At 37.7% G+C, this 23,835-nt stretch carries 22 protein-coding genes and 2 other annotated features; of the genes, 3 read left to right on the top strand and 19 right to left on the bottom strand.

Translation table 11 applies throughout. From position 1 onward, the window contains the following. Positions 1–105: 105 nt before the first annotated feature. From trpA to J1899_RS13115, 8 genes are all read right to left on the bottom strand, one after another. Positions 106–891, bottom strand: a complete 786-nt coding sequence (trpA, locus tag J1899_RS13080; protein WP_214474287.1) for a tryptophan synthase subunit alpha — start codon at positions 889–891, stop codon at positions 106–108. Further along, a complete protein-coding gene (trpB, locus tag J1899_RS13085) occupies positions 884–2,086 on the bottom strand; it encodes a tryptophan synthase subunit beta (protein ID WP_066444791.1) in 1,203 nt (400 codons plus the stop codon). Before trpB ends, trpA begins: the two co-directional genes overlap by 8 nt. Then, positions 2,083–2,706 carry a phosphoribosylanthranilate isomerase gene (locus J1899_RS13090; RefSeq protein ID WP_214474290.1) on the bottom strand — a complete coding sequence of 208 codons (624 nt, stop codon included), beginning with the start codon at positions 2,704–2,706 and terminating at the stop codon, positions 2,083–2,085. The genes trpB and J1899_RS13090 overlap by 4 nt, the downstream gene beginning before the upstream one ends. Beyond that, complete coding sequence (gene trpC, locus J1899_RS13095) at positions 2,703–3,488, bottom strand: indole-3-glycerol phosphate synthase TrpC (protein WP_214474292.1); 786 nt, start codon at positions 3,486–3,488, stop codon at positions 2,703–2,705. The genes J1899_RS13090 and trpC overlap by 4 nt, the downstream gene beginning before the upstream one ends. 1 nt (position 3,489) lies before the next feature. Continuing rightward, on the bottom strand, positions 3,490–4,515 hold the full coding sequence (gene trpD, locus J1899_RS13100) for an anthranilate phosphoribosyltransferase (protein ID WP_214474294.1): 1,026 nt from the start codon (positions 4,513–4,515) through the stop codon (positions 3,490–3,492). Beyond that, positions 4,487–5,098 carry an anthranilate synthase component II gene (locus J1899_RS13105; RefSeq protein ID WP_214474296.1) on the bottom strand — a complete coding sequence of 204 codons (612 nt, stop codon included), beginning with the start codon at positions 5,096–5,098 and terminating at the stop codon, positions 4,487–4,489. The genes trpD and J1899_RS13105 overlap by 29 nt, the downstream gene beginning before the upstream one ends. After that, on the bottom strand, positions 5,079–6,473 hold the full coding sequence (trpE, locus tag J1899_RS13110; protein WP_214474301.1) for an anthranilate synthase component I: 1,395 nt from the start codon (positions 6,471–6,473) through the stop codon (positions 5,079–5,081). Before trpE ends, J1899_RS13105 begins: the two co-directional genes overlap by 20 nt. Before the next feature lie 95 nt (positions 6,474–6,568). Next, positions 6,569–6,815 (bottom strand) — a binding site (T-box leader). A 35-nt stretch (positions 6,816–6,850) separates the two neighbouring features. After that, positions 6,851–7,110, bottom strand: a binding site (T-box leader). A gap of 60 nt (positions 7,111–7,170) precedes the next feature. Beyond that, positions 7,171–7,812, bottom strand: coding sequence for an MOSC domain-containing protein (locus tag J1899_RS13115; protein ID WP_246586478.1), 642 nt, complete (start codon positions 7,810–7,812; stop codon positions 7,171–7,173). Positions 7,813–7,941: 129 nt separating this feature from the next. On the opposite strand from J1899_RS13115, the gene bcbE reads away from it, so the two are divergent. Next, a complete protein-coding gene (bcbE, locus tag J1899_RS13120) occupies positions 7,942–9,198 on the top strand; it encodes a bacillibactin exporter BcbE (protein ID WP_214474306.1) in 1,257 nt (418 codons plus the stop codon). Between the two features lie 198 nt (positions 9,199–9,396). Here the strand turns inward: bcbE and J1899_RS22855 are convergent, their stop codons facing one another. The 5 genes from J1899_RS22855 to J1899_RS13140 all read right to left on the bottom strand — a co-directional run bounded on the left by J1899_RS22855 (position 9,397) and on the right by J1899_RS13140 (position 14,368). Next, positions 9,397–9,486, bottom strand: coding sequence for a putative holin-like toxin (locus J1899_RS22855; protein ID WP_367659892.1), 90 nt, complete (start codon positions 9,484–9,486; stop codon positions 9,397–9,399). 203 nt (positions 9,487–9,689) lie between these two features. Then, on the bottom strand, positions 9,690–11,558 hold the full coding sequence (locus J1899_RS13125; RefSeq protein ID WP_066444758.1) for a PTS fructose transporter subunit IIABC: 1,869 nt from the start codon (positions 11,556–11,558) through the stop codon (positions 9,690–9,692). Position 11,559: 1 nt separating this feature from the next. Then, a complete protein-coding gene (pfkB, locus tag J1899_RS13130; RefSeq protein WP_214474309.1) occupies positions 11,560–12,483 on the bottom strand; it encodes a 1-phosphofructokinase in 924 nt (307 codons plus the stop codon). Then, positions 12,480–13,232: a DeoR/GlpR family DNA-binding transcription regulator gene (locus J1899_RS13135; RefSeq protein WP_214474312.1), complete on the bottom strand. Its 753-nt coding sequence runs from the start codon at positions 13,230–13,232 to the stop codon at positions 12,480–12,482. Before J1899_RS13135 ends, pfkB begins: the two co-directional genes overlap by 4 nt. A 536-nt stretch (positions 13,233–13,768) precedes the next feature. Continuing rightward, positions 13,769–14,368, bottom strand: a complete 600-nt coding sequence (locus tag J1899_RS13140) for a nitroreductase family protein (RefSeq protein WP_214474314.1) — start codon at positions 14,366–14,368, stop codon at positions 13,769–13,771. A 217-nt stretch (positions 14,369–14,585) separates the two neighbouring features. Here J1899_RS13140 and J1899_RS13145 point away from each other — a divergent pair, with 217 nt between their 5' ends. After that, a complete protein-coding gene (locus J1899_RS13145; RefSeq protein ID WP_214474316.1) occupies positions 14,586–14,876 on the top strand; it encodes a hypothetical protein in 291 nt (96 codons plus the stop codon). 146 nt (positions 14,877–15,022) lie between these two features. Beyond that, on the top strand, positions 15,023–15,181 hold the full coding sequence (locus J1899_RS13150) for a hypothetical protein (RefSeq protein WP_214474318.1): 159 nt from the start codon (positions 15,023–15,025) through the stop codon (positions 15,179–15,181). 11 nt (positions 15,182–15,192) lie between these two features. Here the strand turns inward: J1899_RS13150 and J1899_RS13155 are convergent, their stop codons facing one another. The 6 genes from J1899_RS13155 to copZ all read right to left on the bottom strand — a co-directional run bounded on the left by J1899_RS13155 (position 15,193) and on the right by copZ (position 23,828). Next, a complete protein-coding gene (locus J1899_RS13155) occupies positions 15,193–16,185 on the bottom strand; it encodes a hypothetical protein (protein WP_214474320.1) in 993 nt (330 codons plus the stop codon). Positions 16,186–16,457: 272 nt separating this feature from the next. Next, positions 16,458–18,929, bottom strand: coding sequence for a bifunctional diguanylate cyclase/phosphodiesterase (locus tag J1899_RS13160; protein ID WP_214474322.1), 2,472 nt, complete (start codon positions 18,927–18,929; stop codon positions 16,458–16,460). Between the two features lie 308 nt (positions 18,930–19,237). Further along, positions 19,238–19,459: a hypothetical protein gene (locus tag J1899_RS13165; protein ID WP_066444734.1), complete on the bottom strand. Its 222-nt coding sequence runs from the start codon at positions 19,457–19,459 to the stop codon at positions 19,238–19,240. Positions 19,460–19,637: 178 nt separating this feature from the next. Further along, positions 19,638–20,678, bottom strand: a complete 1,041-nt coding sequence (locus J1899_RS13170; RefSeq protein WP_214474325.1) for a ribonucleotide-diphosphate reductase subunit beta — start codon at positions 20,676–20,678, stop codon at positions 19,638–19,640. A gap of 19 nt (positions 20,679–20,697) precedes the next feature. Next, a complete protein-coding gene (locus J1899_RS13175) occupies positions 20,698–22,917 on the bottom strand; it encodes a ribonucleoside-diphosphate reductase subunit alpha (RefSeq protein ID WP_246586479.1) in 2,220 nt (739 codons plus the stop codon). A gap of 704 nt (positions 22,918–23,621) precedes the next feature. Further along, complete coding sequence (gene copZ, locus J1899_RS13180; protein ID WP_066444719.1) at positions 23,622–23,828, bottom strand: copper chaperone CopZ; 207 nt, start codon at positions 23,826–23,828, stop codon at positions 23,622–23,624. Between the last annotated feature and the right edge of the window lie 7 nt (positions 23,829–23,835).

Here is a 23,835-nt window from a genome sequence, read left to right on the forward strand (position 1 = left end):
TTGTATCTTCTTTTATAAAATTTCCCTATTCATCTTTCTTATCCAAATTTGTTTGCATTAATGACGTCATTTTAAACTCATTCAGAGGATCAGCCTTTTTTAGTTTTATCCTGTTATATTTACCTTCTTCACAGCTCCAATCAATGTTTCAATTTCCTCCAGCTTATTTTGTTCAAATAACTGAACAATTTTGCTGCCAACAATTACACCATCACAATAAGAACTGATGGATCTTACTTGTTCTGGAGTCGAAATACCAAACCCGGCTAATACAGGAATAGAAGAAACTTCTTTTATACTCTGCAAATAATCGCCGAGCTGAGAATGAAACTCTGAACGTGTACCAGTAATTCCGTTAACGGTAACAGCGTATAAAAAGCCTTTACCTCTTTGAGCAATTTCCTGAATACGCTCCACTGGACTCGTCAGTGTTACTAAGCGAATCAGCTCAATCCCCTCTCTATCCGCCTTTTCTAAAAGTAGTTCTTCCTCTTCAATCGGCAAATCAGGAATAATAAATCCATCTACTCCAGCATTTCTGCAATCCTCAAAGCATCGATCTCTTCCGTATGCTAAAACAGGATTCAGGTATGTCATTAATATAATAGGTATATGAATAATCGGGCGTATGCTGCGGATTGCTTGAATGACATCTCTTAATGAGATATTGTTCTTCAAAGCTCTGATCCCTGCCTCTTGTATAATGGGCCCATCAGCAACCGGGTCTGAAAATGGAATGCCAATCTCTACCGCTGTGGCCCCAGCCCTCTCCAGAAATGTTATTCGTTCTCCTAAGTTTTCTAAACCGCCGTCTCCTGCCATAATATAAGGAACAAATGCTTTTTCTTCCTTAAGATTTAGTGTTTTAAATACTTTTTCAATTCTATTCATTATGGTCACCTCCGAGTCGTTCTTGCACAGAAGATACATCTTTATCTCCTCTGCCTGATAAACAGATGACAATTGATTTTTCTTTTCCCAATTCTTTCGCAAGTTTAACACCATAGGATATGGCATGGGCGCTTTCAAGAGCGGGAATGATTCCTTCTGTTCTGCATAGTAATTGCAGTGCAGATAAAGCTTCTGTATCTGTAATGGACGTGTATTTCACTCTTCCAATATCCTTTAAGTAACTGTGCTCTGGGCCAACTCCTGGATAATCCAAACCTGCAGAAATTGAGAAAGCTTCTTCGATTTGCCCGTTTGCATCCTGCAGCAAATACATATATGAACCATGAAGCACCCCTGGATTTCCTTTTGTTAAAGAAGCTGCATGTTTTCCGCTTTCAAGGCCGATGCCGGCAGCTTCTACCCCAAACAGCTCCACACTCTCGTCTTCAATAAAAGGATAAAACATGCCCATCGCATTACTGCCCCCGCCAATACACGCAACTGCCGCGTCTGGAAGCTTGCCCGTTATCTCAAGAAATTGCTTTTTTGTTTCCTCGCCAATTACACTTTGAAAATGCCGTACCATTTCCGGAAACGGGTGCGGTCCCATTACCGAACCAAGTATATAATGGGTATCTTCCACATTGGTTACCCAATAACGCAAGGCTTCGTTTACCGCATCTTTTAAAGTCGCGCTTCCAGATGTGACACTCACAACTTTTGCTCCCAGCAATTCCATTCGAAAGACATTCAGCTGCTGTCTGCGAATATCTTCTTCTCCCATAAAAATAATGCATTCAAGATTTAGAAGTGCACAGGCGGTGGCTGTTGCCACTCCATGCTGTCCTGCTCCAGTTTCGGCCACAACTTTCTTTTTGCCCATTCTGACAGTCAGCAAAGCTTGCCCGAGAGAATTATTTATTTTATGGGCACCTGTATGATTTAGGTCCTCTCGTTTTAAATAAATCTGTGCTCCACCTGCATATTTCGTTAAATTCTCAGCAAAATAAAGAGGTGTTTCCCTGCCTACATAGTTTTTAAGAAGATGATTAAGCTCTTCTGTAAAAGCTTTATCTTTTAATGCTTTCCTGTATTGTTCATCTAATTCTAAAACGGCCTGCATGAGTGTTTCCGGCACATATCTGCCGCCATAAGTTCCAAAGTGGCCGCGTTTGTCTGGCATTGTATAAGTCATTTGTTTACTTCCTCCTTCATTTCTTTTGCATGCAGCATAAAATCATTGATTTTATCTATATCTTTTACACCTTCCGTTTCTACTCCGCTGCTCACATCGACCATATAGGGATCAACGACGTTAATAGCTGCGGCCACATTTAATGCATTCAATCCTCCAGCAAGAATGATTTTTTTTCCATCTTTATTAAGTGTTTTAGTTATCTTCCAATTAAAAGAAGTGCCATTTCCTCCTCTGTATTTTCCTTTGGGACTATCAAGCAAATAAAAGTCACATTGATACATGGCTAATGTTTTTAGATCACTGCTTGATCCAATACTAAACGATTTAATGACAGGGACCTCATAATGAAGACAGTCTTCTGGAGATTCATCTCCATGAAGCTGGATCACATTAATTCCCGTTTCTTGTATGACTGCCTCTATCTTTTCGCGTGTTTCATTAACAAAAACACCAACTTTAAGAACAGACTCCGGAAGATTTTTTATGATGGATAAAGCCTTTTCAGCCGTTATTTGCCTTTTACTTTCTGCAAATACAAAGCCAACCGCATCTGCACCGCTATTTATTGCGGCTTGTGCTGTATTTAGATCTGTAATTCCGCATATTTTCACTTTCATGCTGAGCTATGCTCCTTTCCTGAACACTTTATTCTGTCAAACATTTCACTCACTCCATCTGCTGTCATAAATGCTTCGCCAACTAGAATTCCGTTTGCACCTGCATTTTTTACCCTTTCAATATCCTCACTTGTTTTCAAGCCGCTTTCACTAATTACATATGCACCACTTTTTTTGATCTTTGGTGCCAGTTCTTCTGTTTTTGCTATATCAACATGAAACGTAGTTAAATTTCTATTATTAATTCCAATAAGCTTCGCACCAATGTCAATGGCACGTTCTGCCTCAGCTTGATTATGAACCTCAACAAGGACATCGAAGCCAAGCTCTTGAGCAAATTGATGCAACTCCTGCAGTCTCTTTCTGTTAAGTGCAGCAGCGATTAATAAAATGATATCTGCTCCTGCGTGTTCTGCCCTGATGATTTGTGTTTCATCAATCATAAAGTCCTTACATAAAACCGGAATGTTCACTGCCTCTTTTACAAGAGTCAAATCTTTAAAATCTCCTTTAAAGAAAGATTGATCAGTGAGAACAGACACAGCAGCAGCACCGTTTTGTGCATATGATAATGCTTGTGAAACTGGATCTCTGTGCATATTAATATCTCCTTTTGATGGAGAAGCCCTTTTAAACTCTGCAATAACAGCCAGTTCAACTGTGTTGTGCAGATGAGAATGGAATGATCGCTTTTCACTGCCTATTGGACGTAATGCTGTACTTTTCAGGATTTCAATTTCTTTCTCTTTTTCAGCTAGTATTTTGTCTAATATGTTTGACATCCTAAATAACCTCCTGCTTATATTTTTTGCTGGCATCTTTTAATAGCAGAAGTTTCTGCAAAGCTTCTCCAGAATCAATGGATTCTTTGGCAAGCTTAATTCCTTCTTGAATGGTTGATGCTCCCCCGCCAGTAAAGATTCCTAAACCTGCATTAAGCAAGACGGTATCGCGAAAAGGACCATGTTCACCGCGTAACACTTTTTTCAATATTGCGGCATTTTCAGCTGCGTTTCCGCCGATAATGCTCTCTGCTGAATAAGTCGGGAGTCCAACGTCAGCTGGATGTAAGGTCATTTCAGTAATGGAGCTATCTTCAAGGATGACCAGTTTGTTCTCTCCTATTAGAGAAGCTTCATCCATACCTCCTGCTCCATGAAGTACAATCGCTCTTTTTCTTCCAAGTGATTTTAATACTTCAGCAAATGTTTTCAAATAATCCTCCCGATAAATTCCGATTAGTTGCTTTTCAAGAGGGACAGGGTTTGTTAAAGGCCCGATTAAATTAAAAATAGTCGGAATCCGCAAATCACTGCGCACCTTCATAATCTCCTTCATATTGGGATGTACATTTGGAGCAAACATAAAGCAAATCCCAGCCTCGTCCAGTAATTCCTCTGCAATATCAGGTGCATAATCAAGGGAGATGCCCAGCTCTTCAAGGACATCAGCACTGCCGGTTTTACTGGAAATACTGCGATTGCCATGCTTTGCGACAGGTATTCCTGCTCCGGCAATAACAAATGCAGAGGTTGTGCTGATGTTAAAACTCTTGGATCCATCTCCCCCTGTTCCGCAATTATCTAGAACATTCGGAAATTTTGTTGCAAAAGGCTTAGACCTTTTTCTAATTGCCTTAACTAATCCGGTAAGCTCTTCTGCGGTTTCTCCTTTTATCTTTAACGCCATTAGAAAAGCCGCAATTTCACTATTGGTAGCTTTTTTCTCGAAGATCGACTCCATGGCTTCGATCACACTTTCCTCTGATAATGATTGTTGATCAGCTAGTTGCTGCAGAATGGCTTTCATCTGTTTTTCTCCTCTCAATTTTATTCAGGAAACTGCTGAGAAGCTCTTTTCCAACTGGTGTTCCTATTGATTCAGGATGAAACTGGAAACCGTAAACAGGATATTGTTTATGTTTGACTGCCATAATTTCATGATCATCAAGCGAATAGCCTAATACCTCTAAACAGGCTGGAAGAGATTCTTTTTTAATAACGAGTGAATGATACCGCATTACTTCGATATGCGGCGAAATCTTTTCAAAAAGGGATGAGCTTTGATGCTGTAATTTCGATATTTTTCCATGCATGATTTTTTCCGCTTTTTCAACATCTGCACCAAAGGCATACCCAATGGCCTGATGTCCCAGGCAAACGCCTAATATCGGAATGCTGGCAAAGAATTCACGGATAAGTTCTATACAAACCCCTGCATGCTTTGGATGACCTGGACCTGGTGATAAGACAATGCCCTCAGGATTTAATTTACGAATTTCGTCCACAGTAATTTCATCATTCCGAACAACCAGCAGCTCTTCACCCAATTCGCCAAAATATTGATAGAGATTGTACGTAAACGAATCGTAATTATCGATTAATAGAATCATGTTCGTCCTCCATGAATGCTTTTAATTTATGAATGGTTTCTTCATATTCTTTTTCAGGAATAGAGTCATGGACAATTCCAGCTCCTGCTTGTATATAGGCTTTATCTCCTTTTATAATCACCGTCCGGATCGCTAAGGCAAAGTCCATACTGCCTGTTACGGAAAAATAACCAACTGCCCCGGAATATAACCCTCTTTTCAATGTTTCAAGTTCATTGATAATTTCCATCGCTCTTACTTTTGGTGCTCCTGATACAGTTCCTGCAGGCAAACAGGCAATAAGGGCATCAAATGCTGTATAAGGCTCTTTCAATGTTCCAGATACCTCGGACACAATATGCATCACATGTTTAAATCTTTCTACTAGCATGTTTTTTTCGATTTTAACTGAGCCAAAGTGAGCTACTCTTCCAATATCATTTCTGCCGAGATCAAGAAGCATTCTATGTTCCGCAAGCTCTTTTTCGTCGGCGAGTAAATCCGCTTCAAGTTCCACATCTTCTTGGTCCGTTTTGCCGCGCGGCCGTGTACCTGCTATTGGATTTGTTAATACTTTGTTACCGCTCACCTTTACTAAACTCTCTGGCGATGCACCAGCAACCGAATAGGAACCGTAATCCAGATAATATAAATAGGGGGATGGATTGCTAATCCGCAATTCTCGATAAAAAGAAAATGGATCTCCTTTGAAATCTGCTGTGAACCTTTGCGAAAGCACGACTTGAAAGATATCTCCTTGCTCAATATATCTCTTTGCTTTTTTTACTATATCTTCGTATTCCTCCTTCTTCATTGACGGAGTAAAGTGTGAAAGCTTTGCCTCACTTTGCTGAAAACGGGCATCAATCTGTTGAATGTCATTTGTTAACTTTTCAAGACTGGCTCTTACCTTTTCTTGCCCACTTATAATTGGATAGCCTACAAGGTAGATCTTTTGCTCAAGATGATCAAAAACGACAACTTCCTCGTATACCATAAAGTGAACATCCGGCAGATTCAGCTCATCTGCTCCGGTCTTGCCGATTTTTTCATATTGGCGAATGGCGTCATATCCTGCAAAGCCAACAGCTCCTCCGCAAAATGGGAGATCAGATTGTTCGTCTATCATGGGAAGCAGTTCCCTTAAAGCTTCAATGGGTTTTTGCTTCTTGCTTATCACCTGACCAGAGAAGCTCAAATCGCATTGGTCATTTCTGCCTGTGAGCTCTAAAACAGGGTTTGTTCCAATAAATGAATAACGGCCAGACTTTTCATGCTTAAGTGAGCTTTCGAAAATAAATTTCCGGCTGCCCTGCAGTTTCATATAAATGGAAATAGGTGTTAGAGTATCACCGGAAAGTTGTTGAATAATTAACTGATTTTTCGAGGCGATCATTTTGTATCCTCCATTCTTTTATTCATTACGTTTACTAAGTTTTGCTCTGACCTTTTAGAGAAATAAAAAAGTCCCCTATACGCATCGCAATGCGCATAGAGGACGAATCTTTCGATCGTGGTGCCACCTCAGTTCGGAGTTTTTTAAACATACTCCCTCTGATCAGTACATCTGTATAACAGAAGTACCTTTTCCTGATAACGGAGGATACCCGTGTCTTCTTACTGCCATTCAGAAGACCTCTCACAAGTCCATTCCATTGAAGAATCACACCGGTTCTCACCATTCCCGGCTCTCTGAAGTGCTTCTTTTCAATATACTACTCTTGATCATCAATTTAAATATTTTATTGAAATACAAAAAGGGCCTCCCGTCATAAAAAGGACGAGAAACCCGTGGTGCCACCTTCATTAGCTGAAAAATTCAGCTCACTTAAACAGATATCTAAATGCTTCAAAGCATTCCAAATACCTGTCTCTTATAACGATGAGACGCTTCGCCAAAGCCTAATTAGGAGTGTTCCCGTTCGGTTTGGAAGCTCTGAAGTCCATTCGCAACTGCAGCTACACTGGTTTGCACCAACCACCAGCTCTCTAAAGTATTTACAGAAGTTACTACTCTTCGTCATTGCCGTTTCATATTTGTTTATTATCATATTTGTCAATTGCAAAAATGTCAAGAATATTTGATAAAAAAATTATTTTGCTGCTCTTATGTATTTTTCCAGCTTTATTTTCCACTCTTCGGCCAGATCATGCAAAGCAAGAAGTTCTCTCATTTTTTGCGGATCATTACGCTGAAACATAATTAAATTAGCATCTAAAACTGAAATACTTTCCTGCTTTCTTTCGATCAGCTCTAAAGTACTCTCTGAATAAACCTTACCCTCATCAAGCACTTTAAAAAAATAGCCTGTATAGCCTGTTTCAAATGTTTTTGAAAGTAATGCATCTGTTTCATTGAATTTTGAAAGCGTCGAACATGGAATTCTTCCTTGCGTGATTTGTATGATAACATTTCCTGTTTGAAAAATATCACCTATGTAGACATCTTTTTCCATCATATCCTTCACACATATATTTTCTCCAAATGATGGTGGAGCAAATGGCTTTTGAAAAACTTTTCCCCAATATTCGTAGTGTTCAAAAGGATATGCACAAACAGCACGATCTGGTCCGCCGTGAAACTTCTCATTAGCAACCCCATCACCTTCAAAGCATGGTTTATTTAATTGGACTTCTTCGACAATTGCCTTCGCAATTCCTGATTCTTCAGGCTTTTTTTTCCATTGAAAAACTTTAGGTTTTCCGATACTTAATGTTATAATTTTTCCTTTCAAAATAAAACACCCCATCACACTTTATTCCTATAGATTACCAAAAAAATAAGTCAATTCAGCAATTATTTTTGTCATAAATCGTCCATATTAAGCTTAGTGACCTTAAACAGAAGGAAGGTTAGCCCACTCATGGACAATATTGAACAGATCGTTGCAAAGAAGAAAAAAGGGAATAACCAGCAAGAAGATAAGAATAATCAAAAATGGGCTATCTTATCCATCTCATCTATTCCATTGGTAATGACGCTTGGAAATTCGATGCTTATTCCAGTGCTGCCTGAGATGGAAAAAGAACTAAATATATCCTCTTTCCAAGTTAGTATGATTATAACAGTTTATTCAATTGTGGCCATCTTTTTAATACCGCTTGCCGGCTTGTTATCTGATCACATCGGCAGAAAAAGAGTTATCATTCCAAGCCTTTTTATTGCTGGAATTGGAGGCATTATCTCTGGCTGGGCTTCATGGAAAATGAATGATCCATACATGATTATCCTCTTGGGAAGAGCACTGCAGGGAGTAGGTGCAGCAGGTGCTGCACCTATTGTAATGCCACTTGTTGGCGATATGTATAAAAATGATGATGAAATTAGCAGCTCCCTAGGCTTAATCGAAACGGCAAACACGTTCGGAAAAGTTCTCAGCCCGATCCTTGGAGCATTATTAGCTGGATTTATATGGTTTTTACCTTTCTTTTCATTTCCAGTGTTTTGCGGAATCTCGATATTGCTTATGTTTTTTCTAGTTAAAACGCCGAAAAAAAAAGAAAAACCCTTGCCTATTAAAAAGTTTTTTAAAAAGATCAAGCAGATTTTCAAAGATAATGGCAAATGGTTATATGCCATCTTTTTGATTGGTGCTATTTTAATGTTTGTATTGTTTGGTGTGCTCTTTTATTTATCTGATGTTCTTGAGAATACCTATGATATAAAAAATCTAAAAAAAGGATTTTTGCTCGCTGTACCTCTTGGCGCATTATGTTTAGCATCCTATATTACTGGAAAAAAGATTAAAGAAAATAAAATCATGATGAAATGGATTATTTTCATTGGCTGTTCTTTATCTGCAGCTTCCGTTGTTCTGCTTAGTTTTTCTGAAAATCTAATCTATATGATTTGCATGTTTTTACTTTGTGGAATTGGCATAGGCGTAGCTCTTCCATGTCTCGATGCTTTAATTACAGAGGGAATTGAAAAAGAGGAAAGAGGAACGATCTCATCTGTGTACAGTTCAATGCGGTTTATTGGAGTTGCTGCTGGACCGCCTGCCATTGCCTTGCTATTAAAACATGCTGAAAACTGGCTTTTCTATTTGTTATGCGCACTTACAGTCCTAGCTGCATTAGCAACACTGTTGGCAATAAAACCTGAAAAGGAAGCTGCCTAAGGCAAGATCTGAGGAATTTCAAATAAATTGCCGTGACTTTGCATGGCTGATATGATATCCTTTAACTAAGTAAAATTAAATACTTAATAAAAACAGCTGTGAATGTTGCAGCATTCACAGCCATTTACAATAGTCCGTTTCCATCGGGGATCGGCCCAAATCACGTAGACCTCACCCTTCTTTTAGCTCAAGGGAGGTCTATTTTTTATCTTTAAAACTTAAGACAGCAATAATCAAGCTTGCAAAGGAAATCATAATCATCATTCCTTCATATACTGTCAAAGGCATCACCCCCTCTCGGAACGGGGTTAGCCGACCACCCTATATAGAAACTTTCCACTGCTATTTCATTATACCATAAACTCGTCCTAAAAATCGAACGTATGTTCTAAATATTGAAATTGAGTCTTCATTCCTATATCTATATAAAAGGCGCCTCCTGCTTTTATAAAGCCGGAAGCGCCTTTTCGGTATCTAAAATGAACTTTACATTATTTTACTGGTTTTTTCAGAAGTCCTATTAATAGAGCAGATACAATTGCTCCAGCTACAATTCCAATCAGGTAAACAAACCATGGACCTTCAACTAATGGAATAACAAATACTCCGCCATGCGGTGCTCTTAGACCAATATTGGCCATCATGGACACAGCACCGGCAATAGCTGAACCAACCATCATAGAAGGAATTACACGGAGCGGATCGGCTGCTGCATATGGTATGGCACCTTCAGTAATGAAGGAAGCACCCATAATGTAGTTCACTTTTCCTGCTTCTCTCTCTTGTTTCGTAAATTTATTTTTAAAGAAAGTAGTTGCTAAAGCAATTGCTAATGGCGGAACCATTCCTGCTGCCATAACAGCTGCCATTGGTCCAAATACATCACTTGCAAGGAGACCTGTTCCAAACACATATGCGGATTTATTGACTGGTCCTCCCATATCAAAGGCCATCATTAACCCTAAAACAGCACCAAGCAAAACAGCATTTCCTGTTCCTAAACCTGTTAACCAGCCTGTAATGGCATCATCTAATGCGGCTACTGGTTTATTAACAACATAAAGCATAATGAATCCAGTTAATCCAATACCAAGTAGAGGATATAATAAAATCGTTTTAATTCCCTCTAATGCTGCAGGCAATCCTGAAAGAACCTTTTTCAAGCCTACAACTAAATATCCAGCCAAGAACCCGGCAATAATACCGCCAAGGAAACCTGCTCCTCCAGTTGCAGCAAGCATACCGCCAACAGCACCAGCTGCAAACCCTGGACGATCAGCAATGCTCATTGCGATGAAGGCAGCCAGAATTGGAATAATAAGACCAAATGCACTGCCACCGCCAATTGTATTTAATGCTTCTGCAATAGGGTGATATGATGGGTCATCAGGATTTGAAGCATTATAACCAAACATAAAGGAAATCGCAATCAAAATACCTCCGCCGACAACAAATGGCAGCATGTTTGATACACCATTCATTAAATGCTTGTAAATCCCCGCTTTTTGTTCTTTTTGCCCTTCACCTGACTTTGAATTACTATCCGCTGTATAAACAGGTACATCCTGATTTAATGCCTTTTCAATTAACTCCTTAGGCTTGCGGATTCCATCAGCAACTGGCGTTTGCAGGACATGCTTGCCTCCAAAACGCGCCATTTCTACTTTTGTGTCAGCCGCTACAATAACTGCAGTTGCTTTCTCAATTTCTTCAGCTGTTAAGACGTTCTTCGCACCGCTAGAACCATTTGTTTCAACCTTAATCTGAACACCCATTTCAGCAGCTTTTGCTTTAAGAGAATCTGCCGCCATATACGTGTGGGCAATTCCAGTTGGACACGCAGTAACAGCAACAATAAATTGCTCAGTCTCATTAATTTCCTCTTGAGCTGGTTCTTCTTCCTCTTCTTGATCATATGAATTGATAATATCGATAACATCTTGCTCTACTTTAACGTTTTGCAGTTTTTGACGTGCTTCTTCATTCATAAGAATGGAGGAAAGACGTGACAATGCTTCTAAATGTGTATTGTTTGCACCCTCAGGAGCAGCAATCATAAAGAAAAGAAACGCCGGCTGTCCGTCCAGTGATTGATAATCAACACCATTTTCAGACTTACCAAAAGCAATGGCAGGAGTTTTGACTGCGGCAGTTTTAGCATGCGGAATCGCAATTCCCTCTCCGATTCCTGTTGTACTTTGCTCTTCTCTTTTAAGAATAGCTTTCTTAAATTCATCTCGGTTATTTAATTTGCCTGCTGAGTCTAATTTATTGACTAATGCTTCGATTGCTTCAGCTTTTTCGCTGCCATTAATCGAAAGCAAAATGGTCTCCTTTGTCAGCAATTCTGTAATTTTCATCTTAGTTCGCTCCATTTCTTTTTCTTATGTTCACTTCATCTAAGAGCTGCTGAATTTTTTCCTCGGTCGCAAGCCCAATAGAAAATGCGGTTGCACTGCCGCTAGCCACACTATATTGAAATGCCTTTTCAATATTTTTTGTTTTTTCATATTGAGCTAAAAAGCCAGCTACCATCGAATCACCAGCACCAACCGAGCTTTGTACCTCTCCCTTTGGAACATTTGAAGTATAGACTTCATTCTCACTGATAAAAATGGCACCGTCCCCTGCCATTGAAACAATGACATGTTGAGCACCCATCTCCAGCAGACGTCTTCCATATAAAATGGCCTGCTCTGCTGATGTAATCTCAGTCTCAAAAAGCTGTCCAAGCTCATGATGGTTTGGCTTAATCAGGAACGGACGATACGGAAGCACCTTTTTTAATAACTCACCTTCAGCATCCACTACAAATGATGTTCCGTTTTCTCCTAGTGTTTTTACGATTTCTTCATATGTTGAAGCAGGCAAACTAGCTGGAATGCTCCCGGCAATAACAAGCAGATCTTCTTCCGTTAAAGCAGAAATTTTCCTTTTCAGCAGATCCATTTCTTCAGCTGTTATATTTGGTCCCTTTCCATTCAGTTCTGTTTCTTCAGCTGCCTTAATTTTCACATTAATTCTTGTATCATCATTAACGTGTACAAAATCTGTATTTATTTGCTCATTCTGTAAATACGTCTCAATATAATTGCCAGTAAATCCTCCGACATAGCCAAGAGCAACACTAGTAACTCCCATTCTTTTTAAAAGACGGGAAACGTTGATCCCTTTGCCGCCTGGCAGCTTTGTTCCCTCTTCAACCCGATTTAAATGACCTACATTAAATTGATTAAGAGATGTGATATAGTCTACAGAAGGATTTAGCGTTAATGTATATATCATGCTGTCACAACCTTTACCATGGTTTTACTCTTTATTTCGCTTAGACTTTCTTCATCATGTTCATTTGTAATAATTACAGCTTCGTGCAAATCTCCTATTTTAGCGAATCCAATTTCAAACAACTTAGAATCATCAGCCAGTACATATGCTTCGCGGGCTAAACCAATGGCCATCTGCTTAATCAATGCCTCTTCCTGATCAGGCGTTGTAAAGCCAAATTCGGGATGAATCCCATTGACCCCCATGAAACATTTATCGAAACGGTACTGTCTCAAGCTTTCAAGTGCTCCCCGGCCAATGACTGCATTTGTTTTTGGCTTTGCAAATCCGCCAATAATGTAAGTCGTAATATTCCGATCTACTAATTGATTTACATGTGTCAGTCCATTTGTTACAACAACTATATTATGAACAGGCAGGAATGGGATTATTTCAGCAACTGTAGAACCTGCATCTAAGTAAATGGAATCTCCTTCTTCAACCAGCGATGCTGCATGTTTGGCAATTTGTTTTTTTTCTTGAAGGTTTTTGGCTGATTTTTCAATCATACTTGGCTCTTGAAGCTTCCCTTGCAATCTTGAAGCTCCTCCATGTACTCTTTTCAGGTATTTCCCTTTTTCCAATTGAGTTAAATCACGTCTGATCGTCGATTCTGAACTATTTGTAGCCTCTACGATATCTTGTATTTTCACCGTTGACTGCTGCTTTAATAGTTTTAATATAAGCTGGTGCCTGTCTGGCGTAAGCATTATAAAGATCTCCTTTTTGCTGAAGCTTTATCATGTTCTTATTGTACTGAAACCGATTGCAGATTTCAATCATTTTCTTTCAAAAACAATCAACTTATGATTGTTTTTGAATGGAAATTGAATTTACTATTATTTTTGGAATTATCTCAAAATAATAGTTTGAACTATATTATGTATTATGCTAAAATCTAAAATAACAACATATAGTTTTAATATTTTTAATAAATACTATATGTTGTTTTATCTTTGTTTTTTCTAATGATTCCATAGTCTCTTTTTTGTCCGTCTCCTTGTGGAACGGATCTTTTTATGTTCCTATATTTTTTGCCTGCAGTGCTGAAATTATTTCTTTTAAAGTGGATGATTGAGGTAGAAATCTAAAATTCCTGAAAAAAATCCGAATAATATCGCAGCATTGTCCGCTAAGTTCACTTTCCTATTATTTTTTATAACATAGTAGCCAAAACAAAAAACCTGGGATGATTATTTAGAGTTAATCATCCCAGGTTCTTCATGTCTAGTACCTACTAAGGTAATTATTCAAATATCTTAATACGCTCTTCCAGCGGTTTAAAATCTTTTTCTCCAGGAGCCATGGTTGGTTTTCCAAATGGCATTTGTGCAATTAGCTTCCAAGATGATGGAATTGACCACTCCTGCTGGATTGACTCATCGATTAGCGGATTATAATGCTGTAAAGAGGCCCCAAAACCAATTTCCTCTAAGGCTGTCCATATTACAAACTGATGCATAGCAGATGTATGCTCTGACCAAACAGGAAAATTGTCTGCATATAACGCAAAATCTTCCTGAAGTCCTTTAACTACTTGCTGATCCTCATAAAATAAAACCGTGCCATATCCAGCTTTAAATGAATTGATTTTTTCATCTGTAGGCGAAAAATTTTCAGCTGGTACAACTTTTCTTAAAGCATCCTTTGTTAAATCCCAAACTTTATCATGTTTTTCTCCCAGCAATAAGACCACTCGCGTGCTTTGCGAGTTGAAAGATGATGGAGTATGGAGAACTGCTTCGTTAATGATTTCCTTTATAGCTTCATTCGAAGCAACATGCTCCTTACTAATGCCGTAAATGGAACGGCGGTTTTTAATAGCATTAAAAAAAGCTGAGCTCATTTTATTCCTCCTAAGTTAAATTCGATCAGATACACAGTTATTATTGTCCACTTAACAAGCAGATTAGACATAAGATGTAATATTCTTGAATTTAAGCATTTGAAAGTGTCAAAAGTAACTTCCTTATCAATCTAATTCAGAAAGCTGTAACAGAAAAACAGCCTTTTAGAACATATAATAAAACTATAAACAATCTTTCGAAAGGCGGTATTAAACAATGAACACCCTTACAAATAGTTATGTTGATTTTTTTCAAAAGTCGATTATCCTGCTTCCATCTGTAAAAATGAAAAATAACTCTACCTTCTGTAGTCACTGGCTCATCGCCATAGAAGGTAATTTAGAGAAAAAGAGAAAATATAGCTGGCGAGTTGCGGTTTACCCATCCAGTGAAACTGGAAACTTTGAATGGAATGAACTTGTCTACCAATCAGAGCGGTTTGATTCTTTCAATTCTGCGTGTGCACATGCTAGAGAAACAGAAGCACTATATAAAAAAGTAAACTAATCTTTCCTATATACTTCATCCACTCCCCTACCTTGTTTCACCCTCTTTTTTTCATCCCGATTGTGAATTCTATCACATAAATCTTAATGTTTAACAACACCCTGAATCGTGAATATAATCAGTAAATCAAATAAAAGGAGGTCATTATGTTGCTTGATATAAATTTAGAAGGAATTGTTCACACGGACATTCAGACAAACGAAGAAAAATCGCTGAACCTATCTATTGGCGGAGAAGATTTGCTTCAATTATTAAAAGATATTGACGGAGAAAAAGTAAGAATTACGATCGAGGAATTGAAATAAAAGCACCACTCCTATAGAGGAGCGGTGCTAAAGTCATTAACTGTATGAAATAAAATATAATCAAAGAAATGCTCTTCCTCATAAGAGATCGATTTTTCTAGTTCTATAACATGTTTCCACATACTTTCTGCAGCTCGCTCTTCCCCAATTAACAATAAATAATCATAGGCAAAAGCATAAACAGCCATTGATTCATAAGAAACGACAGGCTTTCCGCTGTTTCTATCATAGCGGCCAAAAACTTTTCCTTCTTCCTCCAATTGTGAGAGCAGCCAATTGTTGAATAAGGGAAGTTCTTGTCCACGTTTCACTATGTTGGCCGCGATTAACAACTGATCGACCATATGAACCTCATCGCTATATTGATATGCTTGCTTGCTTATATCGTAGTATTCTGGAAAAAAAGGATCTTCGTCATCTATTGCATTCAACAGAAGTGTCTCTGTTCTATCCGTATATGTGAAGGTTTGAAAGAAGTCATCTGTTAAATAACTTAATGTTATCCTTTCTGCTGGTTCACCTGTAGTCCAATCTGAAAAATCACGATACAGTCCATCCTCATACTGCAAACTTACTAAAGAATCCCTTAGAACATCCGCTAATTTTTGATATTCTTGTTCCTTAAATAATAATGAACCTTTGATAAGCGCCTGAATAATCCTTACATCATCTATTAGTGCATTAGCTGCTGCATGCTCGTCAAGAGACCAGCGTATATAGATACCCTTTTCATTTGAAAGAAGGAAATGTTTTTTAAGAACATCTACTTGCTCACGAAACGCTTCATCATACCCGCCATGCAGCAAATATTTCATATACAAACCTATACTTTCTGATAAATATTGCTCATCTTCACCGGTTTGGTAGCTAGAAATAAGTGAATCACTCATATAATGTTCTTTTACATACTTTTGCACGGTAACACCGTCCCCGTTTTTACTCCACATGAAAAAAGCAATTAATAGAACTACAATAATAATCATGATTAATTTATATTTTTTCATTCCTTTGCCTTCTGTTGAAGCACTGAGTTTTTACTCACGAAACAGATTGCCCTTTCATCCTTCCATTAATATCAGTATACTTGCTTCTAAATAGTTAGGTAACAAATAATTGTGCACAGGGGTTAAAATACATAATTATTTTAATGGCATTTCATCGTTCAAGAGACTGTTATGCTCCAAAAATAAAAAACTAGACGGAAATATGATTCCTCGTCTAGTTCATTTGTTTCCCTATTGTTTAGGCTTTATTCTTGAGAAAACCAATTTATGTTTTAAACTTCAACTATTGGTCCTAATGACTTCTCTTCCATACATTTTTGAAGCAATTCTTGTACTGCAATAGCTTTTACAGGCTTACTGAACAAGTATCCCTGATATTCGTCACAGCCATCCTGCTTTAAGGATAACAGCTGTTCATTTGTTTCCACACCTTCAGCTATTACATTTAGATCAAGGCTATTAGCCATATTAATAATTGTTTTGACAATGGCTGCATCTTTCCCGCTTTCGTTGACTGTACTAATAAATGAACGGTCAATTTTTAATGTATCAAGCGGAAAGGACTTTAAATAGCTTAATGAAGAATACCCTGTACCGAAATCATCCAGGGATAATTTTATGCCCATCTCTTTTAATTGATTAAGCACTGGAATCGCATAAACTGGATCTTGTACAATCGTTTCCGTTAATTCAAGTTCCAGGTATTGTGGATCAATTTTAGTATTTTCGATAATTTCCATCACCGTATCTACAAACGAGGTCTGCTGGAATTGGCGTGCAGAGATATTTATACTCATTCTTACGGGAGCATATCCCTGTATCTCCCATTCCTTTGCTTGTCGGCATGCCGTTTCAATTACCCAAGTTCCAATCTGGATAATCAATCCTGTCTCTTCAGCGAGTGGGATAAATTCTGCAGGTGAAACGATGCCCATCTTAGGATGGTTCCAGCGGATTAATGCTTCAACCCCCATAATATGACCAGTGTTCACCTGTATTTGCGGCTGATAATATAGTTCTAATTCGTTATTAATGACCGCTTTGCGCAATCCAATCTCTAGTCTCATTTTTTTTGCCATCAGCTCATTCATATCGGCTGTAAAGAATTGAAAATTGTTTTTTCCATTCTCTTTTGCCCTGTACATTGCTGTGTCGGCATTTTTCACAAGCAAATCAGCTTCACTGCCATCTTCAGGATACATACTGATGCCAATGGAAGCCGAGATAAACAGTTCGTTATCCTCAAAATGAAATGGCATTAACAATTCATCTAAAATCTGCTGTGAAATTTTTGCAGCATGCTGATGATTCATTTGCGGGAAGATTAATATATATTCATCTCCTCCCTGTCTGGCAAGCATGTCCTTTTTCTCAATATATTTAGACATTCGCTTCGATACTTCCACGAGAAGCTGATCACCGACACTGTGGCCGAGTGTATCATTTATATATTTAAAACGGTCAAGGTCAATAAAAAGAACTGCCAATGATTGATGATTGATTGCTGCCTGTTCGATACTTAAGGAAAGATAATTATTCAAGAACCTTCTATTCGGTAAGTTTGTTAATGGATCACGATAAACAAGCTCCGTTATTTTTTTCTCATTCTTTTTCCGTTCAGAAATGTCCCGGATGATTCCACTGAAATACGTATTTTCATCATTCGTCAAGGTTGATAGTGTTAATTCAATTGCAAAGACCTCTCCATTTTTGCGAAGAGCTTCTAACTCAACCGACTTTCCAATAATTTGTTCTTTTCCAGTATCAACATAATCCTTCAAACCCTTACTATGCGCCTTGCGGTAGCTAACAGGAATAATAACGTCCAGACTCTGCCCAAGAATTTCATTTTCTTTGTAGTAGAATATAGCTTCAGCTGCGTTATTCCAGGCAATAATGGTTCCCTCACTGTCAGCTAAAACAATCGCATCATTCGCAGTCATAATAATGGATTGATACATATTATCCAAAAATTGAAGCTGATCGGTTTTCTGCTGAAATCTTCTATCTAAAAATGTACTAACCAAAATAATTGTGAGAAGCAGAAACATTCCAATTCCTATAGTGAACCCCATGACTGTTGTATTGATTGCAGCTGAGGAATGAGCGTGTGCGTGATTGTGTTCAATTCCCATAGATTCATATGTCGCTGCAGCCATCCCTGTAAAATGCATGCCGGAGATTGCGGCACCCATAACTAAAGAACTCGCTATCTTTTTTAGATGTGTGTACTTTTGATTTGCATTTTTTTCAAAATAAAAGAATAAATATAAGGCCGCTAATGAAGCAACAAAAGCAATAATAATCGACAAAACGAATAATAATGGATCATAAATAATCGCAGCATCCATTACCATGGCTGCCATTCCTACATAATGCATTAGTGCAATTCCAGCTGATATAAAGGCAGCTCCTATAAAGATAAATAATCCCCGGTTTAAGCCTACACTAACAATAGCAAAAGCAATGGCACATGCAACTACAGCCAAAACAATTGATAAAACCACCAGAAAGGTATCGTACATAACAGGAATACTAAGATGATGAGCCAACATGGCAATAAAGTGCATAGACCAGATACCAAAGCCTAATGAAAAAGCACCAGCAGTAAGCCAAATATAACGAACCATACCTGAAGATCTTCTTAGACGGCTGACAATATTTAAGGATGCGTATGAAGCAATAACAGCAATTAAAATGGAAATGAAAACAAGAGTTATATTATAGTAGCTGGTAAGCTCCATGGAATGTACCTTGCCTCTCTTAAAATTCTATAGTGGTAATGAATTATTATAGTTAAATGTTCCTATACGTCATATTATAATAGGTAAAAATGTTATTTACCGTATTTACAATATTTAATTTTTTCGTAAAAGAATCAGATTTTTTAAAATAGATTATCTCTCTCATGCAATTACCTTTTTAGAGTATAAAAAAAGCCTTTCCTTTTCGGATAGGCTTTTCGCATGTATGTAGACAATCATACGAGTTTGCGCCTAAGGACCCGGGGTTGAAAATAAATCCCTGTGGGCCCAAACGCTTGTTTATTCGTTTAGACAGAGGTATTTTCCTTTGTAACTTCCCTGTTTTCTTTCCAGATTTTATAATGAGTAAACATTGTAAATAGCAAGAAGAAGTTCATCGCCCAAATTGAAATCACAGGACTTAAGCCACCAAATTGAATGGTTGATGATCCTTTTAGGTACATAGCGATATATGATTCAATAACGATCAGAACAATTGCTCCAAAACCGGAAAATGCAATACGAATCATGATTTCTCACTCCTTCACCTTATTTATAATAATTATAAATTAGATTATGAAGGAATACAATCAAAACGTTCAAAAAATCGTAAAATATTTCTTTGAAATATTATTGACAAATACAATTATACCGAGAAAATATAAAAAAAAGGATTAGCGACGTTTCAAGTCACTAATCCTTTTCTCATTAAAGCTCATCAAATCCGTTATCGACTTGATTCACTTTCGTATATTGACGTGATTTTTGCTCGAAAAAGTCTGATTTGCCCTGGTCAACTTCTTCATATGCTACAATCCAGCGCAGTGGATTTGTTCTAAAACCTTCAAACGGTCGTTCAAAACCGAGCTGGTTGCTGCGCACATTTGCGTAAAATTTAATATACGCTTCAAGATCACTTAGCAGAACACCTTCTAATTTATTCCCAATAACAGTACGTGCCCATTCAATTTCAAGCTCTGCCGCTTCTTTAAATGTTTCTTTCACAAACATTTTTAGTTCTGGTGTATCCAATTCAGGATTTTCAGCTATTATTTCTTTAAAGATCTTCACAAATAAATCCACGTGAATTTGTTCATCACGATTTATATAGTTAATCATCGTGGATGTGGATACCATTTTTTGATTTCTGGCAAGATAGTAGAAGAAAGCAAAGCCAGAATAGAAGAACAAACCTTCTAACACGACATCGTAAACAATAGACTTTAATAGATTTTCGGCAGTTGGGTCCTTTGCAAAATCTTTATAGCCATTTGTAACAAATTCATTTCTTTTTATTAATGTTTCTTCTGTACGCCAGTATTCAAAAACTTCGTCCTGCTTTTGTTTTGAAACAATACTGGATAGTACATAAGAATATGAATGATTGTGAATGACTTCTTGCTGTGCAAGAATGATCATCAATGCTGAAAGGCTGGAATCTGTCAGATAGTCTGCAACCTTGCCGGCATAATCTGTCTGGATACTATCAAGCAGTGCTAATAACCCGATAATTTTCAAGAAAGAATCTTGTTCATCTTTTGTTAATGCAGGAAACTGCTTAATGTCTTGAGACATATTAATTTCAAATGGTGTCCAAAAGTTAGCCAGCATTTTTTTGTATTTAGGATATGCCCAAGAATAACGGACATCATCCCAGTTTAATATATTTGAAGTTGAGCCATTTATAATAGCCGTAGACCGGTTTGGTGCAGTTTCATCCATAATTTTTCTTTTATTGATCGTTGCCATTCGTATTTCCCCTTTCAAATCAGCTGGAGCATGATTCACAATCTTCAATTTCAGAAGATGTTGATCGAATATAATAGGTTGTTTTTAACTTTTCTTTCCAAGCTGTTGTATGAAGATCAAGAAGGTCTTTTGCTTTGATCGTATTTGGTACATATAAGTTAAAAGAGATCGCCTGATCAATATGTTTTTGACGCTGCGCATTTTGCAGAATACTCCATTTTTGATCCAATAAGTAAGCAGATTTGTAATACCATGTTGTCTCACTATTAAGATCTGGAGCAGTTACAGGAATACGATAATCCTTTTTCTCTTCAGAATATTGCTTGTTGAAAATAGGATCGATGCTTGGTGTGCTTCCTGCGATCAGTGCTGTTGAAGCATTAGGAGCTACCGCTAATAAATAAGCATTTCTCATCCCATTTTTTTGCACAGACTCCATTAACCCTTGCCAATCCAGATTGCTGTCTGACTGCAGATATCCGCGTTTTTCAAAATATGCTCCAGTATCCCAATCTGAGCCTTCAAATGCAGGATATGATTCTTTTTCAGCAGCAAGTTCCATGGAGCTTTGAATCGTTAAATAAGCGATTTTTTCATATAGCTCGTCGGCAAATTGAACTGCTCTGTCGCTTTCCCAAGCAATTTTACTGATCGCAAGCAAATGATGCCAGCCAAATGTCCCTAAGCCAATTGCACGATACTTTTGGTTTGTTAACTGCCCTTGGATAACAGGAATTGTATTAATATCGATAACATTATCAAGCATTCTAACCTGAACCTTAATAAGTCTTTCCAAAGCAGAATCGCTGACAGCACGTGCTAGGTTAATGGAAGAAAGATTACATACAACAAAGTCTCCTGGCGTTTTTTCGATCACGATTTTGCCGTCCTTTGTATACTCCTCTATTCTTTTTGTAACACTTTGGTTTTGAACAATCTCTGTACATAGATTTGTGCAGTAAATCATACCTTTATGTCCATTTGCATTTTTACGATTTACTTCATCACGATAGAACATAAACGGAGTGCCTGTTTCAAGCTGGCTTCTCAGAACAGATTTCATAATTTCAATTGCCGGTATTGTTTCACGGCTTAGCTGCTCGTTATCAACACACTCTTGATACTTCTCTCTGAAAGAGCCTTCTCCATCTTTTTCATCGAAGTAATCCTCTAGTGAGAAGCCCATCACTCTTCTGACTTCATGAGGATCAAATAAATGCCAGTCTCCACGACTCTCAACAGCTTCCATAAATAAATCTGGAATACAGATGCCAGTGAAAAGGTCATGTGTACGTAAACGCTCGTCCCCATTATTTAATTTTGCATCTAAGAAAGAGAAAATATCCTTGTGCCAAACATCTAAATAAACACTGATCGCTCCTTGTCTCTGACCAAGCTGATCAACACTTACGGCTGTATTATTTAATTGCTTCATCCATGGCAAAACGCCGGAAGATGCTCCTTTAAATCCTTTAATATCACTGCCTCTGCTGCGGATCTTACCTAAGTAGACACCAATTCCTCCGCCATTTTTAGATAATGCAGCAATATCCGTATTGCTGTCGTAAATAGAATCTAAGCTATCGTCAACTGTTTCGATAAAGCAGCTTGAAAGCTGACCCCATTTTTTCCCGGCATTTGACATAGTCGGTGTTGCAACCGTCATATATAAATTACTTAGTGCCCAGTAAGCTTCTTTTACTAGTTCAACTCTTTGAGAGCGAGCTTCATTTTGCATCAGAATCATACTGATTACCATGAATCTCTCCTGAGGCAATTCATAGACGTTCTTTTGACGGTCTTTCGCTAAATATCGATCAGCCAGCATCTTAATCCCTAAATAAGTAAATAACTGATCTTTTTCAGGATTAATAAAACGGCCAAGCTCATCAATTTCAGCTCTATCATATTTCTCTATTAGTTTACTTTCATATATATCTAATGAGACGAGTTTATGTAATAGATCATAAAAGCTGCCATATTTTTGATCTGCCTGATATCCTCGATTCTCACCTGCATGACGATATAATTGCTGTAAATATAAATGAGCTGCAACATATGTCCAATTAGGTTCATCCATTGAAATAAAGGATAAGCACTCTAGTATTAGCTGATCATAAAAAGAATTTTCATTTAGGCTGTCTAATTGCGCAGCTTTCTTTTCTAAATTTTGCATTTGCAGTTCAGGAAACATTTCCTGCAGTTCCTGAAAGTTAACAACTTTTGTTAAACTCGTCATTGATAATTCCTCCTTCAACATGAAAGAATCAGCGGAATGCTGTTCTTTTGGAAACACATTATGCACCTGATGCACATTATGTAAATGTCCTTTTTCAGGTGTCTTTAAACAGTCGAGAATACGCTCTATCCCACAGATTTGAGCCAAGCAAAACGAAAATTAAAGGTTTCATGCTGTATCCTGCTTCAATTTAACCAGAATCAAAAAAGTTTTTGATGTTTCCAGGAAACATCGATCATCTTTTTTGACCGTTGCTGATTATCATTTTCACAAAAAAAAACACTTCCCGAAGAAAGAAACTTTTGCTCGCGCAAGCAGTTTCTCTGGCTTGTGCATTTTTTTAACTAGTTGCCCCTCACGTCATATTGCCATTTGCAACTATTTATATCAGTGGTTCACTATTTTGATTGCTGCTTAAGATGATAGGCGCAATCATCAGCGTTCTAGCGAATTCCCTCTTAAGTCCGGATGGTCTTGTGTAATTATCTATATATAGTTAACACTATCAAGACCAACACTAGATATTGTATGTAATTCTATCATATGCAAAAATATAATTCAATTTTTTTATTTTGCTAGAACACTCTGTTTTTACCCTTTCTTCCCGAAAAACACTTGTTCCAGCACGATTTCCCAATAAAAAAATATTTTTATCAGATTAAAAAAATAATAGAACGTGCTATAAATACACGTTCTACGATTCTCTATACAACATCATATCCTTGTTCATCAATTGCTGCTTTGATCTTATCTAGTGTAACAGATGCAGGATTATATTCAACCTCAACCTTGCCGCTTTCAAGATGAACTTTCACCTTGCTTACTCCAGATAATTCGCCGACACTGTCCTCTATTGCTTTTACACAATGGCCGCAGGACATGCCGCTGGCTTGTAAAGTTATGTACTCCATATGTGCC

The organism is Cytobacillus gottheilii (assembly GCF_018582665.1).
In the GTDB taxonomy this organism is placed as follows: Bacteria; Bacillota; Bacilli; order Bacillales; family Cytobacillaceae; genus Cytobacillus; species Cytobacillus gottheilii.

What these genes read in the sequence shown, in the direction of transcription:
- trpA (WP_214474287.1), bottom strand. Translation starts at nt 891, where the DNA reads ATGAATAGAATTGAAAAAGTATTTAAAACACTAAATCTTAAGGAAGAA.
- trpB (WP_066444791.1), bottom strand. Translation starts at nt 2,086, where the DNA reads ATGACTTATACAATGCCAGACAAACGCGGCCACTTTGGAACTTATGGC.
- J1899_RS13090 (WP_214474290.1), bottom strand. Translation starts at nt 2,706, where the DNA reads ATGAAAGTGAAAATATGCGGAATTACAGATCTAAATACAGCACAAGCC.
- trpC (WP_214474292.1), bottom strand. Translation starts at nt 3,488, where the DNA reads ATGTCAAACATATTAGACAAAATACTAGCTGAAAAAGAGAAAGAAATT.
- trpD (WP_214474294.1), bottom strand. Translation starts at nt 4,515, where the DNA reads ATGAAAGCCATTCTGCAGCAACTAGCTGATCAACAATCATTATCAGAG.
- J1899_RS13105 (WP_214474296.1), bottom strand. Translation starts at nt 5,098, where the DNA reads ATGATTCTATTAATCGATAATTACGATTCGTTTACGTACAATCTCTAT.
- trpE (WP_214474301.1), bottom strand. Translation starts at nt 6,473, where the DNA reads ATGATCGCCTCGAAAAATCAGTTAATTATTCAACAACTTTCCGGTGAT.
- bcbE (WP_214474306.1), top strand. Translation starts at nt 7,942, where the DNA reads ATGGACAATATTGAACAGATCGTTGCAAAGAAGAAAAAAGGGAATAAC.
- J1899_RS22855 (WP_367659892.1), bottom strand. Translation starts at nt 9,486, where the DNA reads ATGCCTTTGACAGTATATGAAGGAATGATGATTATGATTTCCTTTGCA.
- J1899_RS13125 (WP_066444758.1), bottom strand. Translation starts at nt 11,558, where the DNA reads ATGAAAATTACAGAATTGCTGACAAAGGAGACCATTTTGCTTTCGATT.
- pfkB (WP_214474309.1), bottom strand. Translation starts at nt 12,483, where the DNA reads ATGATATATACATTAACGCTAAATCCTTCTGTAGACTATATCACATCT.
- J1899_RS13135 (WP_214474312.1), bottom strand. Translation starts at nt 13,232, where the DNA reads ATGCTTACGCCAGACAGGCACCAGCTTATATTAAAACTATTAAAGCAG.
- J1899_RS13140 (WP_214474314.1), bottom strand. Translation starts at nt 14,368, where the DNA reads ATGAGCTCAGCTTTTTTTAATGCTATTAAAAACCGCCGTTCCATTTAC.
- J1899_RS13145 (WP_214474316.1), top strand. Translation starts at nt 14,586, where the DNA reads ATGAACACCCTTACAAATAGTTATGTTGATTTTTTTCAAAAGTCGATT.
- J1899_RS13150 (WP_214474318.1), top strand. Translation starts at nt 15,023, where the DNA reads ATGTTGCTTGATATAAATTTAGAAGGAATTGTTCACACGGACATTCAG.
- J1899_RS13155 (WP_214474320.1), bottom strand. Translation starts at nt 16,185, where the DNA reads ATGAAAAAATATAAATTAATCATGATTATTATTGTAGTTCTATTAATT.
- J1899_RS13160 (WP_214474322.1), bottom strand. Translation starts at nt 18,929, where the DNA reads ATGGAGCTTACCAGCTACTATAATATAACTCTTGTTTTCATTTCCATT.
- J1899_RS13165 (WP_066444734.1), bottom strand. Translation starts at nt 19,459, where the DNA reads ATGATTCGTATTGCATTTTCCGGTTTTGGAGCAATTGTTCTGATCGTT.
- J1899_RS13170 (WP_214474325.1), bottom strand. Translation starts at nt 20,678, where the DNA reads ATGGCAACGATCAATAAAAGAAAAATTATGGATGAAACTGCACCAAAC.
- J1899_RS13175 (WP_246586479.1), bottom strand. Translation starts at nt 22,917, where the DNA reads ATGACGAGTTTAACAAAAGTTGTTAACTTTCAGGAACTGCAGGAAATG.
- copZ (WP_066444719.1), bottom strand. Translation starts at nt 23,828, where the DNA reads ATGGAGTACATAACTTTACAAGCCAGCGGCATGTCCTGCGGCCATTGT.